2 protein-coding genes are annotated in these 14,742 nt (G+C 62.8%); both read right to left on the reverse strand.

The features are described 5' to 3' along the window. Positions 1–51 precede the first annotated feature (51 nt). Positions 52–1,008: an alpha/beta hydrolase gene (locus tag PMI36_RS17330; protein WP_008071247.1), complete on the reverse strand. Its 957-nt coding sequence runs from the start codon at positions 1,006–1,008 to the stop codon at positions 52–54. Positions 1,009–1,083: 75 nt separating this feature from the next. Beyond that, a complete protein-coding gene (locus PMI36_RS17325) occupies positions 1,084–14,742 on the reverse strand; it encodes a non-ribosomal peptide synthase/polyketide synthase (RefSeq protein WP_008071248.1) in 13,659 nt (4,552 codons plus the stop codon).

Genomic DNA, 14,742 nt, shown 5'->3' on the forward strand with positions numbered 1-14,742 from the left:
ACCTGTAGGAGCTGCCGAAGGCTGCGATCTTTTGATCTTGAAGCTTTACGCTCAACCCAAATGCCGACTCAGCGCCCGACTCAAGCTTTCATGCACACCCAGCACATCCGGCATGACCGAGGCCAATCTGAGCAAGTCATGAGTCAGCCCCGGGCAATGTTCGAGTTCGACACTCACCCCCTGCGCACGCAGTTTATCGACGTAAGCCTGGCCTTCATCGAGCAACGGATCGAACCCGGCCAGGACGACAATCGCCGGCGCAACCCCGCGCAAGTCCTCAGCCAGCAACGGTGAGAAGCGCCAGTCCAGCAAATCTTCGGGGCTGCGGGCGTAGTGCTGGTAAAACCAGTCCAGCGTGTCGTTCTCCAGCAAATACCCCTCACTGAACAACAAACGCGAATCGTGGGTGCGCGACGCATCAGTGACCGGATAACACAGCAACTGCACCTTGGGGACGATGGCCACGGTGTGTGGCTGAACCACTGCTTGCAAGGCCAGCACCGTCGCCAGCGTGGCACCGGCACTGTCACCGCCGAACGCGACGCGACCGGCATCCAGCCCCAGGGCCAGCGCCTGTTCCGCCAGCCAGGACAAGGCGTCTTCACCGTCCTCCAGCGCTGTCGGGAAACGATGCTCCGGCGCCAGCCGATAGCCAACCGACAACACCGCGCACGGCGTACGCCGGCAGAATTCGCGGCAGACACCGTCATGGGAGTCCAGGCTGCCCACTACAAAACCACCGCCATGGAAATACACCAGCACCGGCATCGGTGCCGCCGCCCCGCTCGGGCGATACAAACGCAACGCCATCGGCGCACCGTCCCGGGCCGTGGTGCTGACCTCCAGCACATCAATATCCTGAGGGGCATTCCAACGCAATTGCGCGGTGGTTTGCTCGAAGATCGCCCGCGCCTCGGCCGGGGTCAGTTGATGCAGCGCTGGCTGGCCTGCGTCCTGGCCGTCTTGCGCCAGGTCGAGGAAGGCTTCCAGATCAGGGTGTAACGACATCGAAAGAATCCTTATGTCCGTAAAAAAGGGGCGCGCCTGAGCAACGCCCCCCAGCAATGATTAAAACCCCGGCTCTCAGCCCACCCGCGCCATGCAATGCTCGATCAACGCCTCAAGCTCGCGCTGATAATCCTGCATGAGCCGCTCCATGGTGCTGGCCCGATAACGCTGGGTGCTGTAGATGCAACGCAGCGCCAACTGACCGTCGTACACCTGGCCGACAATCTCCAGCCAGTTGCCCAGATTGGCCTGCAGGCTGTAGTTGTCGCCGGTTTCTTCCAGCGCCGGCACCAGCAAGGCTTGCTCGTCGAAGCTCTGGTCGAACTGGCCCAGATAGTTGAACGTCACCCGTGCCTGCGGCAGGTCAGCCAACTGGCGAGCCAGTTGCGGGCCGGCCAGGTGACGCAACACGCCGTAGCCGATGCCCTTCTGCGGGATGGCCGCCAACTGCGCTTGCACGTTGACGATCGACGCGCCGATGTCCGCGCTGTCGGGGGTGAGCCGGACCGGGAACATGCTGGTGAACCAGCCCAGGCTGCGACTCAGGTCGATGTTCTCGAACAGGTCCTCGCGGCCGTGCCCTTCCAGCAGAATCAGCGCCGACGACTGTTCGCTCCAGCGGCACAACGCCCGGCTCAGGGCCGACAGCAGCAAATCGTTGATCTGCGTGCGATAGACCGCTGGCGCCTGCTTGAGCAACTGTTCGGTGTGCTCGCGGGACAACTTGAGCCGCGTCTGAGCCTGGTGCCGCACCTGATTCTTGCCGCGACGGTTGTCGCACGGCAGGTCGATACCCGGCTGATCCAGTTGTTCCAGCCAGTAGGCCAATTCCTGCTCGGCAATCACCGGCGCCTGCGCCTGCAACGCTTCGGCAAATGCGCGATAGCTGCTGGTGCGGATCGGCAATTGCGGTTCGATGCCCATCACACAGGCCTCATAGGCCACCTTCAAGTCGTCGAGCAGAATCCGCCACGACACGGTGTCGACCACCAGATGGTGGATAACCATCAACAGCCGCGCCTGGCCGTCCGGCAAGGCGATGTGCACCACACGCCAGGCCGGTCCATCGTCGAGTTTGAGGCTGCGCTGAGTCAGGTTGGCCAAGGCTTCGACCTGCTCACTGCTCTCGACCTCGCGGCGCCACAGCAGCGGCTCGCGGCGCTCGGTCGGTGCGGCATAGCGCTGCAACCAGCGCCCGCCTTCCTGACAGAAGCGCAGGCGCAAGGTGTCGTGGTGGTTTTCGATCCAGCCCAGTGCCTGTTCCAGGGCATCCAGATCCAGCGTCTGACGCGCACTCAGCAAAAACGACTGGTTGTAGTGATGAGACTCGGCCATGCCCTCGGCAAAGAACCACTCCTGAATCGGCAGCAGATTGAACAGCCCCTCGCTGGCCACATGGGTGAGGTCCACCGCCGGTTGTGCGGTGCCCGCCTTGACCACGTCCTGTTCGACGATGCCGGCGATGGTCTGGTAGCGCATCAGATCGCGCAGCTTGAGGTCCATCTGCAGGGTCGGGTGGTTCCTGACCCGGGAAATCACTTGCAGGCTCAGGATCGAGTCGCCACCCAGTTCGAAGAAGTTGTCGCTGATACCGACCTGCTCCACCTGCAACACCTGCGCCCAGATGTCCGCCAGCAGTTGCTCCTGTTGATTGCGCGGGGCGACGTATTCCTCGCTTTTGAACTCCGGCTCGGGCAATGCCTTGCGGTCGAGCTTGCCGTTGGGGGTGATCGGGAAGGCACTGAGGCAAACGATCTGCGCCGGCACCATGTATTCAGGCAAAGTGCTGCGCAGACCGGCCTTGAGTTCATCACCCAACTGCTGGCCAGCATCAGTGACGACATAACCGATCAGTTGCTTGCCGGAGGCATTGTCCCGGGCGATCACCAGGGCGTCGCTGACCTGCGCCAGTTGCCGCAGGCTGGCCTCGACTTCACCCAGCTCGATGCGGAACCCGCGCACTTTGACCTGATGGTCGATGCGGCCGACGTAATCGACCACGCCGTCCTGGCGCAAGCGCACCAGGTCGCCGGTGCGGTACAACCGCTCGCCGCCGGCAAACGGATTGGGCACGAAGCGCTCGCAGGTCAGGTCTGGCCGACCGTGATAACCACGGGCAACCCCGTAGCCACCGATGTACAACTCGCCAGCAAAACCGGGCGGCAGCGGATTCAGTTCTTCATCCAGCACATACAGGGAACGTGCCCCCACTGCCCGGCCGATCGGCGCATAGGCCGCTTCACACTGCTGGCTCACCGGCACTTTCCACAACATCGGCGTGACCACGGTTTCCGTCGGGCCGTAGCCGTTGGTGAAGTACTCGGGACGCAGCGCCGCCTTGACCTGTTCGAAGGTCTGGTCCGGCACCGCATCGCCACCGAAGCAATAGATGCGCACCGGTGGCGGTGCAATTGCGCTGGCCGCGGCGTACTCGGCCAGTTGCTTGAGGTAGGCCGGCGGGAAGCAGGCGATGGTCACGCCGTACTCGTGCAGCGCCTGATAAGTCTGCTCCGGCGTCCACAGGCAACCGTCCCGCACCACCAGCCGGCCGCCGCTGTACAGCGTACTCAACCAGCGCTCATGGGCACCGTCGAAGGCGAACGACATGAAGTGCAGCTCGCAACTGCGGGTGTCCATTTCATACAGTGTGGCGATGGCCTGACAGTGCATGCTCAGCGGCCCTTGGGTGACCGCCACGCCTTTTGGCCGGCCGGTGGAACCCGAGGTGTAAACCAGATAGGCCAGCCCTTGCTCCAGCACGCGACACACCGGCGCCTCATCGGCATAACGGGATTCGTCGAGCTGATCCAGTTCAAGGCGCAACCGGCCCTCAGGCGCCGGTAACGTTGCCCGCAGGCTGCTCTGGGTCAGCAGCAGCGCCATGCCGGAATCTTCGATCATGTACGCCAGACGCTCCGGCGGATAATCAATGTCCAGCGGCACATACGCCGCGCCGCTTTTGAGCACGGCGAGGAAGCTGACGACCATTTCCAGCGAACGCGGCAGCGCCACGCCGATCACCACCTCCGGCCCCGCGCCATGCTCGATCAAGCAATGGGCCAGACGATTGGCCCGTCGCTCCAGTTCGCCGTAACTCAGGCTCAGCCCGGCGCATTGCACCGCAATGGCCTCGGGCTGACTCAAGGCGTGTCGGCTGATCAGCTCCGGCAACAGTTGCGGCTGATGATCCGCTGGCGGCTCGGCGCTCCAGGTTTGCATCGCCTGCCATTGTTCAAGCGACAGGCGCTGCAGGTTACCCAGGCGTTCGTCAGGCGCACGCATCATCGCTTCAAGGGTGTTTTCCAGGGTCAGGCGAATACCCTCCACCGCCTCGGCACTGAAGTGGCTGCGCAGGTACAGGTATTCAATCGACAATTCGTCGCCGAGCGTCACCGCCAGGTCCATCGGCACGTTCGTCACGTCATGGCCGATGGATTTGCCGAAGCTCAAGCCGCTATCGTTGTCCTCTTGCAGGCGGTCGTCGATCGGGTAGTTCTCGAACACGATGATGCTGTCGAACAGCGCCTGCCCGCCCAGGCCGGACCAGCGTTGCACGTCCGCCAACGGGGCCTGGGAATGGTCGCGGATATCCAGGTTGTAAGCCTGGATCCGGTTCAGCCAGTCTGCCAGGGGCTGATCCGGTTCCAGCGTCTGAATGATCGGCAAGGTGTTGATGAACAGCCCCAGCATGTTGCCGACATTGGGCAAACTCTCGGGACGCCCGGATACCGTGGCGCCAAAGGTCACGGTGTTTTTCCCGGTGTAACGCTGCAACAGCAGCAACCATGCGCCCTGGATCAAGGTGTTCGGGGTAATCCGCAGATCGCGGCAGAACTGCAGCAGACGACCGGTCTGTTGCGCGTCCCAATGGGAGTAAATGGCGTTGTGGCCGGGTTCATCGGACACATGCCGGGGATGGATGGCCTGGCTCAACGCCGTCGCCTCGTTGACCGGGGCCAGCCGGGCTTTCCAGAACAGCTCCCGGGCGTCCTGGTCCTGGGCTTGCAACCAGGCGATGAAGTCGCGGTAGCGGCCGTTTTCAGCGCTGATTTCACCCTTGGCGTAATGCTGGATCACCTCACCAAACAGTCGCGAGCTGCTCCAGCCGTCCATCAGGATGTGGTGACTGGTCCAGACCATCTGATACTGATCTTCAGTGCTGCGAATCAACAACACTCGCTGCAGTGGCGCATGGGTCAGCTCGAAGCCTCGCGCGCGGTCCTCGGCGGCCCGCGCGGCGATGTCCGCCTCGCTGGCGTCGCGATCGCGCCAGTCGAGCACCTGCAAATCGAGCGTCGCCTGACGCTGGACAATTTGCAGCGGTTTGGCCAAGCCATCGTGCCAATGGAAGCTGGTGCGCAGGATGGCCTGACGCTCGATGACCGCCTCCCAGGCCTTGCGGAAACGCTCAACGTCCAGACCGCCCACCGGCAAACTGATCTGATTGACGTACAGGCTGGAACCATTGTCCGACAAGGTATGGAACAGCATGCCCTCTTGCATCGGCGACAGCGGATAAATGTCTTCGATCCGGGACGGGGCTATCGGCAAGGCGTCCAGTCGGGACTGATCCAGATGCGCCAACGGGAAGTCCGACGGCGTGACGCCGTGGCTGTCCGGCTGGCAACAATGCTCGATCAGCAGCTCCAGTTCCCGGGTGTACTCCTCGGCCAGGCGTTCGATGGTCGAGGCGTTGAACATCTGCGTGCTGAATGACCAGCCGACACTCAACTCGCCGCCGTACACCTGGCCATTGAGCGTCAGCCAGTTACCCAGCAGCGCATCGTGACTGTGCTCTGCGCCTTTGACCTCATCGGCCGGCACGAACAAGGCACCGCTCTGGCTATCGAAGCTACCGTCGAACTGGCCCAGGTAGTTGAAGGTGATACGCGGTGTCGGCAGGGTTCGCAGTGACGCCTGGCAAGCCTCGTCCCCCAGATAACGCAGCACACCGTAACCAATGCCACGATCCGGAATCGCGCGCAGTTGCTCCTTGATTTGCTTGATCGAGCCGGCCAGCTCCTGGGTCGGGGTCAATTTGACCGGGAACAGGCTGGTGAACCAGCCGACTGTGCGGGTCAGATCGAGGCCGTCGAACAAATCTTCACGACCATGGCCTTCGAGCTGAATCAGCACCGACGACTGTTCGCTCCAACGGGCGATCACCCGTGCCAGCGCCGTCAGCAACAGGTCGTTGACCTGTGTGCGGTAAGCCGCCGGGGTCTGTTGCAGCAGTCGTCGGGTCAAGGTCGGGTTCAGGCGACTGTAAAGCGTCAAGGCATGACGGCTCTGCAGGCTGCCCTGGGGGTTATCTTGCGGCAGCGGCGCGCCGTCCGGGCGCTGCGCCTGCCAGTAAGGCAGTTGTCCCAGCAGCGATTCACTGCGGGCATGAGTTTGCAACTGCTCCGCCCAATGCTTGAAGGACGTGGTCTTGGCCGCCAATGCCAACGGTTCGCCGGCCAGTAACTGGCGGTAGCTGCCCTGCAAATCCTCCAGCAGGATCCGCCACGACACACCATCGACCACCAGGTGATGAACGATCAACAACAAGCGCTGCTCGCCCTCAGGCAAATCGAACAACACCGCGCGCAACAACGGGCCTTGTTGCAGATCCAGGCTGCGCTGGGCTTGTTCGGCGACGCGTTCCAGGTGGGCGGCATCACTGACCGATTCCAGCCACAACGGTGACAGGCGCTGTTGTTCCACGGTCCGATAGCTCGCCGACCAGCTGCCTGGGGTTTGGGTAAAGCCCAGGCGCAGGCCGTCGTGATGATCGATCAGCGCGTGCAAGGCCTGCTCAAGCGTCGCGGCCAGCAGAGGGTTCAACGGTTTGAGCAGCACCGACTGATTCCAGTGATGACGCTGCGGCAAGGGTTGTTCGAAGAACCATTGCTGAATCGGCAGCAACGGTGTCTCACCTGTCACCGGGCCTTGATCGGTTGGCGCCAGGGCTTTGCCGAGCTGCGCGACAGTGGCCAGCCCCTGGACGGTCTGCTGCTGGAACAGATCCTTGGGCGTGAAGCTGATTCCCTGCTGGCGCGCCCGGCTCACCACCTGAATGGAGATGATCGAATCGCCGCCCAGGGTGAAGAAGTTGTCGGTCACGCCGACCCGCTCGAGTTTCAGAATGTCTTGCCAGATCCCGGCAATCTGCTGCTCCAGTGCAGTGCGCGGTGCCACGTAATCGCGTTGCAGCTGGTTGGCGTCCGGAGTCGGCAAGGCCTTGCGGTCGAGTTTGCCGTTGGGGGTCAGCGGCAATTGTTCAATGAACAGCCATTGCGCCGGCACCATGTAATCCGGCAGATGCGCCTTGAGTCCGGCCTTGAGTGCTTCGCTCAGATCGTCCTGCTGTTGCGGGCTCAGGTCAGACTGCGTCGGCACCACGTAGGCCACCAGTTGCTGGCCGCTATGGCCTTCCACCGCCAACACCACGCCTTCGCGCACGCTGTCGTGGGCCAGCAATCGCGCTTCGATTTCACCCAGTTCGATACGGAACCCGCGCACCTTGACCTGATGGTCGATGCGGCCGATGTACTCGATCACACCGTCTTCACTCAAACGGGTGAGGTCGCCGGTGCGGTACATCCGTTCGCCATTGCTGGCCAGCGGGTTGGGCACAAAGCGCTCGGCGGTCAGGCCCGGGCGGAGCAGATAGCCACGGGTAATGCCGTCGCCGGCCAGGTACAGCTCGGCGGCAACGCCAATCGGCGCGGCCTGCAATTGGGCATCGAGCAAGTGCGCGGTGGTGTTCACCAGCGGCCGGCCGATGTTGGCCTGGCCGCCGGCTTCGCGGCGGGTGCAGGTCGAATAAGTGGTGTCTTCCGACGGGCCGTACAAATCGTAAACGTGCTCGACCGAGGTCTCGCGGTACAGCGTATCCACCAGCGCTTGCTTGAGCGGTTCCCCGGCGAGATTGATGATGCGCACGCCTGAAGGGATCTGCCCGGCGCGCTGCAAGGCCGCGATGGCCGACGGCACGGTGTTGATCAGGTGCACCTGATCACGCTCCGACAAGTCCGGCAATTCCAGGGCGTTGCGCGCCATGATGATCGAGCCGCCGCGGGCCAGGGTGACGAAAATCTCCCACACCGACAGGTCGAAGCACACCGAAGTCGAGGCCAGCACGCCTTGCAGGTCCTCTTCGCTGTACACCTCGTGCGACCAATGAATCAGCGCCTGCACGTTGCGATGAGCAATCGCCACGCCCTTCGGTTTACCGGTTGAACCGGAGGTATAAATCACATACGCCAGGTTGGCAGAATCAATCCCACCCTCAAGGTTGTGCGATGCCAGGTCAGCGAAGGCCTGACCGCCCGCCTCGACCCACACCACTTGGGCCTGGGTCTCGGGCAATTGCGACAGCAAATGTGGCTGGGTCAGCAACACCCGCGCCTGACTGTCGTCGAGCATGTAGGCCAGGCGATCCGCCGGGTAGTCCGGGTCCAGCGGCACGTAGGTGCCACCGGCCTTGAGCACCGCCATCAAGGCAATCACCAGTTCGGCGGAACGAGGCATCGCCACGCCCACGCGGATTTCCGCACCGACACCCAGGGTTTGCAGATGACGGGCCAATTGGTTGGCGCGGCGATTGAGTTCGGCATAGGTCAACCCAACGCCGGCATGGCGCAAGGCAATCGCCTGTGGCCGCGCTTCGACCTGGGCTTCGAAGCCCTGATGGATCAACGCCTGGGCCGGGTACGCGGCGTGATGGTCATTCCATTCGGCCAGGGTGCGCAGCTCGCTCGCCGGCAACAGGCCGATCTCGCCCAGCAAGCGTTGCGGCGCGTCGAGGAACTGGCGCAGCACTTCTTCCAGATGAGCGGCCAGGCCGACAACGCTGCGCTCGGCGAAGTGCTCGGTGAGGTAGTTGAAGTCCAGGCTCAACACCTCGCCGGCACCGGCAATCAGCGTCAGGCCGTAGTTGGTTTGCTCGCGATGTTCGAGACCGCTGAAACGCAAGCCACCCGGATTGGCCTCCAGGGTGTCGGACACTGGATAGTTTTCAAACACCAGCAAGGTGTCGAACAACGCTTCGCCGTTGAGTGCGGCCAGGCGTTGAATGTCTTGCAACGGCGTCTGTTCGTAATCGCGCAGCAGCAGGTTCTTGTCCTGCACGCTGCGCACCCAGTCGCGGACACTGCAGGTCGCTTGCGGGCTGGCGATCACCGGCAGGGTATTGATGAACAGGCCCAACTGTTGCTCGATACCCGGCAGGTCCACCGGGCGACCGGACACCGTCGCGCCGAACGCGACACTGCTTTGCCCGGTGTAGCGCTGCAGCACCAACAGCCACGCGGCTTGCACCAAACTGTTGAGCGTCACTTGCTGCTGGCGCGAGAAACCGTTGAGGCGCTGGGTGAAAGCTGCATCAAAGATGAGCTTGTGCACGCCTTTGCCAGGGCCGGGCACGGTTTGTCCGTGGCAGGCCGAGGCCAGCCGCGTCGGTTCGTCCAGTTCGGTCAACTGCCCGCGCCAGAAGGCTTGCGCCGCGTCCTTGTCCTGGCGTTGCAGCCAGGCCAGGAAGTCGCGATAACGGCCCTGAGCACTCGGCACCGGATGCCCGGCGTAATCCTGCAGCACTTCGCCAAACATCCGCGAGTTGCTCCAGCCGTCCATGAGAATGTGGTGGCAGGTGAAGATCAGGCGATGACGATCATCGGCGGTGCGCAGCAGGCACAGGCGCAGCAACGGCGGATTCTGCAAGTCGAAACCGCGTTCGCGATCAGCCAAGGCACGGGCCTCAAGCACGGCTTGCAGGTCCGGTTCGCCACGCACATCCACTTCCGGCATTTCCAGGGTCAGCTGGCGATTGATCACTTGCAGCGGTGTATCGAGGCCGTCGCGGCCCCAGATGAAACCAGCGCGCAGCACTTCATGACGATCCACCACTCGCTGCCAGGCTTGCTGGAAGCGCGGTACGTCCAGACCGTCGATATCCAGCAGCATCTGATAGACGTAAGCGCTGGCATCGGCGTCGTACAAGCTGTGGAACAGAATGCCCTGCTGCATCGGCGCCAGCGGGTAAATGTCCTCGATCCGCTGCGCCGTAATCGGCAAGCTGTCCAGATGTGCCTGGGACAACCCGGCCAATGGCACATCGGACGGCGTCAGGCCGCCGCTCGGATGATTCAGGCAATGGTCGATCAACTCGCCCAGCGCGACTTCATAAGCGCGGGCCAGGGCGTTGATGGTCGCCTCTTCGAACACGTCGCCGCTGTAGGTCCAGGTCAGGCTCAATTGCCCTTGGTAAACGCGGCCGTCGATGGTCAGCCAGTTGCTCATCGGCGCCTGTTCGTCCTGCCCGGCGCCCCTGTTTTCGGTGGCCGGCACCCACAGGGCGCCTTCGTCGAAGTTGTTATCGAACTGCCCCAGGTAGTTGAACGTCACCTTGGGTTGGGACACGCCGCTCAGGGCCGCTTGCGCAGCGTCGTTGCCCAGATAACGTAGCAAGCCAAAGCCGATGCCTTTGTTGGGGATCGAGCGCAGTTGTTCCTTGATGCCCTTGATGGACGCTTCGAGGCTGGCCTGCGGAGTCAGGCGCACCGGGAACATGCTGGTGAACCAGCCCACGGTACGGCTCAGGTCGAGGTCGTCGAACAGGTCTTCGCGGCCATGTCCCTCGAGCTGCACCAGGGCGCTGTCGGAGGCGGTCCATTCACACAAAACCCGGGCCAGTGCGGTCAACAGCAAATCGTTGACTTGGGTGCGATACACCGCCGGTGCCTGTTGCAGCAATTGCCGGGTGCGTTCGGCATCCAGACGGGTATCGACGCTGCGCTCGAAACGGTTCTGCAGTTGTCCATCAGGGTTGTCCAGCGGCAAGTCCGCCGGCGCTTCGGCCAGTTGCTCGCGCCAGTAATCCAGCTCGGTTTCCAGCCCGGCGCTGCGCGCATAGCCTTGCAGGCGTTCGCCCCAATCCTTGAACGCCGTGGTCTTGGCCGGCAGGCGCAACGGCGTGCCAGCGCTCAGTTGCTGATAAGCGGTTTGCAGGTCTTCGAGCAGGATCCGCCACGACACACCATCGACCACCAGGTGATGGATCACCAACAGCAGTCGCTGGCTGGCGTCGGGCAAGTCCACCAGGGCCGCGCGGATCAACGGGCCATCGCTGAGGTTCAGGCTGCGCTGCAGTTCCAGGCACAGCGCCGGCAAAGCCTCGCTGTCTGGCAACGCGACACTGCGCAACAGTGCGTTCGGCTGATCGACGGCGGCATGCTCCTGCGCCCAGCCACCTGCGGTCTGGCGATAGCGCAGACGCAAGGCATCGTGATGCCGATGCAGATGTTCCAAGGCCTGCTCCAGCGCAACCGCTTGCAGAGGCGCGGCCGGGGTCAGCAGGATCGACTGGTTCCAGTGCTGACGCTGAGGAATCTCGGTGGCGAAAAAATACTGTTGAATCGGGGTCAGCACGGCAGCGCCGAGCACATCACCTTGCATCGCCTGCACCGCATCGCTCTGCTGCGCGACGGTGGCCAGGCGTTGCACGGTCTGGTGCTGGAAGATGTCCTTGGGCGAGAAGCGAATGCCCGCCTGACGCGCCCGGCTGACCACCTGAATCGAGATGATCGAATCGCCGCCCAGTTCGAAGAAGTTGTCGTTGAGCCCGACCCGCTCGACTTTCAACACGTCCTGCCAGATCTCGGCCAAACGCTGTTCGAGTTCGCTGCGCGGTGCCGCATAAGCTTCTTGCACCAGGCTTACATCGGGGTTGGGCAGTTGCTTGCGATCGAGCTTGCCGTTGGCCGTCAGCGGCAGGCGATCGAGGAACACCCAGCTGACCGGCACCATGTAGTCCGGCAGGCTTTCACGCAATTGCGTCTTGATCGAATCGCGCAAGCCGGCATGGGCCTGTGCGTCCAGTGCCTCGCTCGGCACAATCCAGGTCGCCAGTTGCTGCCCACTGAGCCCATCGACCGCCAGCACCACGGCTTCACGCACCGCGTCATGCTTGAGCAATTGGGTTTCGATTTCCCCCAGCTCGATACGGAAACCGCGAATTTTCACTTGATGGTCGATACGACCGATGTACTCGATCACCCCGTCACCGCGCAGCCGCGCCAGGTCGCCGGTACGGTACAGGCGTTCGCCGGCCACAGGGTTGAACGGATCCGGGACGAACCGGGTGGCGCTCATGCCTGACTGGTTCAGATACCCCCGCGCGAGCCCGGCCCCGGCGATGTACAACTCGCCGATGCACCCTTGGGGCACCAGGTTCAGCGCGTCATCGAGCAAGTACCACGACAGGTCGACAATCGGCTCGCCGATCGGGCTGCTGTGGGTCTGCTGCAAGTCCGCCATGGACAGCGGGCGGTAGGTCACATGCACGGTGGTTTCGGTGATGCCGTACATGTTGATCAGGGTCGGCGCGCGGTCGCCGAAACGCTCGAACCAGGGGCGCAGGCTCTGCACTTCCAGCGCTTCGCCACCAAACACCACGTAACGCAGTGCATGATTGCGCGACGAGGCACTGGCCACTTGCATCAGCGGTTTGAACGCCGACGGCGTCTGGTTCAGAACGGTGACTTGTTCATCGCAGAGCAAGGTGTAGAACTCTTCCGGCGAACGGGTGACGTCGTGGGGCACCACCACCAGTTTGCCGCCGTGAAGCAACGCACCGAAGATTTCCCAGACCGAGAAGTCGAACGCGTAGGAATGGAACAGCGTCCAACTGTCCTCAGGGCCGAAACCGAACCAGTGATCGGTGGCGCTGAACAGGCGAATGACATTGCCATGGGGCAGCAACGCGCCTTTGGGCTTGCCGGTGGAACCGGAGGTGTAAATCACATACGCGAGGTTGTCCGCCGTAGTCATGCACGGCGGATTGGTCGTGCTGCTGTCCAGCAGAGGTTGATTCAAATCCAGGCAAGCCAGCCCCGGTGGAATCGGCAGCTGCGCCAACAGGTGGCCCTGGGTCAGCAGCAGCTCGATACCGCTGTCCTCGATCATGTAGCGCAAACGGTCGTCGGGGTAGCTCGGGTCCAGCGGCACATAAGCGCCACCGGCCTTCAGCACGGCGACAATGGCGACGATCATGTCCAGCGAACGTTCCACCGCCACGCCCACCCGAACATCGGGGCCGACGCCACGAGCGATCAGCAGATGCGCCCATTGGTTGGCCTGGCGATTGAGTTCGGCGTACGTCAGCCGTTGCCCGGCGAACACCACCGCTGGCGCCTGCGGATGACGCTCGGCCTGAGCCTCGATCAACTGATGAATGCACTGGCTGACCGGGTGCACCACCGGGCTCGGGTTCCAGCGCGCGAGGAGTTGTTGTTGCTGCGCGTCATCGAGCACCGGCAGCTGGGCAATGCGCTGGGTCGGGTCCTGAACGATCGCCCGCAACAGGTTGCGCCAGTGCTGCGCCAGGCGCTCGATGGTCGCTGGCTCGAACAAATCGGTGGCGTATTTGAGCACCGCTTCAATGCCATGGGCCTGCTCGGTGGTGTTCAGCACCAGGTCGAACTGCGCGGTCTCGCTTTGCCATTCCAGCGGTTCGATGCTCAAGCCGTTCAAGCGGGTTTCGACACTGATCCGGCTTTCGGCCTGGTGATTGAACATCACCTGGAACAACGGGCTGTGGCTCAGGCTGCGTCCCGGCTCCAGGGCTTCTACCAGTTGTTCGAACGGCAGGTCCTGGTGTGCCTGGGCTTCCTGGGCGGTTTGCCGAACCTGGCGTAGCAGATCGACGAAGCTGGCTTGCCCGTCGACGTCCGCCTTGAGTACTTGAGTGTTGACGAAGAAACCGATCAGACGCTCGATCTCCACGCGTCCGCGGTTGGCCACCGGCACACCGACGCGGATGTCAGCCTGGCCGCTGTAGCGGTGCAACAAGGCCTGGAACGAGGCCAGCAACAGCACGAACAGCGTGACGTTTTCCCGTCGGGCGAAGGCCTTGAGGCTGTCGCTCAGCGTAGGGTCCAGAATCAGGTTATGGCTGGCCCCGGCAAAGCTCTGCTCCACCGGACGCGCGCGGTCGGTGGGCAGCTCCAGCACCGGTTGTTCGCCGCCGAGCTTTTGTTGCCAGTAGGTCAGTTGACGTTCCTGTTCGCCAGCCTCCATCCATTGCCGCTGCCACAGGGCGTAGTCGGCGTATTGAATCGGCAAGGCCGGCAGCCCGGCGTCATGCCCGAGGTTGAAACCGGCATACAACTGCACCAGTTCCTCGATCATCACCTGCAACGACCAACCGTCCGACACGATGTGGTGCAAGGTCAGCACCAGCACATGTTCATGCGGGGTGACTTGCAGCAGGGCCGCGCGCAACAGCGGGCCGGTCTGCAAATCGAAAGCTTGCTGGCTCTGGGTCTGGACGAAGGCCTGGATCGACGCCTGCGGATTTGCCGCCAGCTCAGGGCTCAGTTCGTGAATATCCAGGGCAAACGATCCGGCGGGCAGGATCACTTGCAAGGGTTGCCCGGCGTCTTGAGTGAACACCGTGCGCAAGGTTTCGTGACGTTCAATTAGCGCCTGGACGCTGCGCTGCAACGCGGCCACATCCAGCGGGCCCTGCAAGCGCAGGGCCGTGGGGATGTTGTAGGCCGCGCTGTGCGGCGCCCATTGCCAGAGAAACCACTGGCGCTGTTGAGCGTAGGACAGCAACAACGGTTCTTCAGCCGTGCGCTTGAAAACCGGGGCAATGTCAAAAAGGTTGACGCCTTTCTGCTTGAGCAGAACCGCCAGAGCCTTTCTTTGCTTAGCCGAAAGTTGTCCTACCGACTCGATTAACTCTTGCAC

It is taken from the genome of Pseudomonas sp. GM79 (assembly GCF_000282495.1).
Lineage (GTDB): Bacteria > Pseudomonadota > Gammaproteobacteria > Pseudomonadales > Pseudomonadaceae > Aquipseudomonas.

Coding starts and splice junctions, on each gene's coding strand:
- PMI36_RS17330 (WP_008071247.1), bottom strand. CDS start 1,008: ATGTCGTTACACCCTGATCTGGAAGCCTTCCTCGACCTGGCGCAAGAC.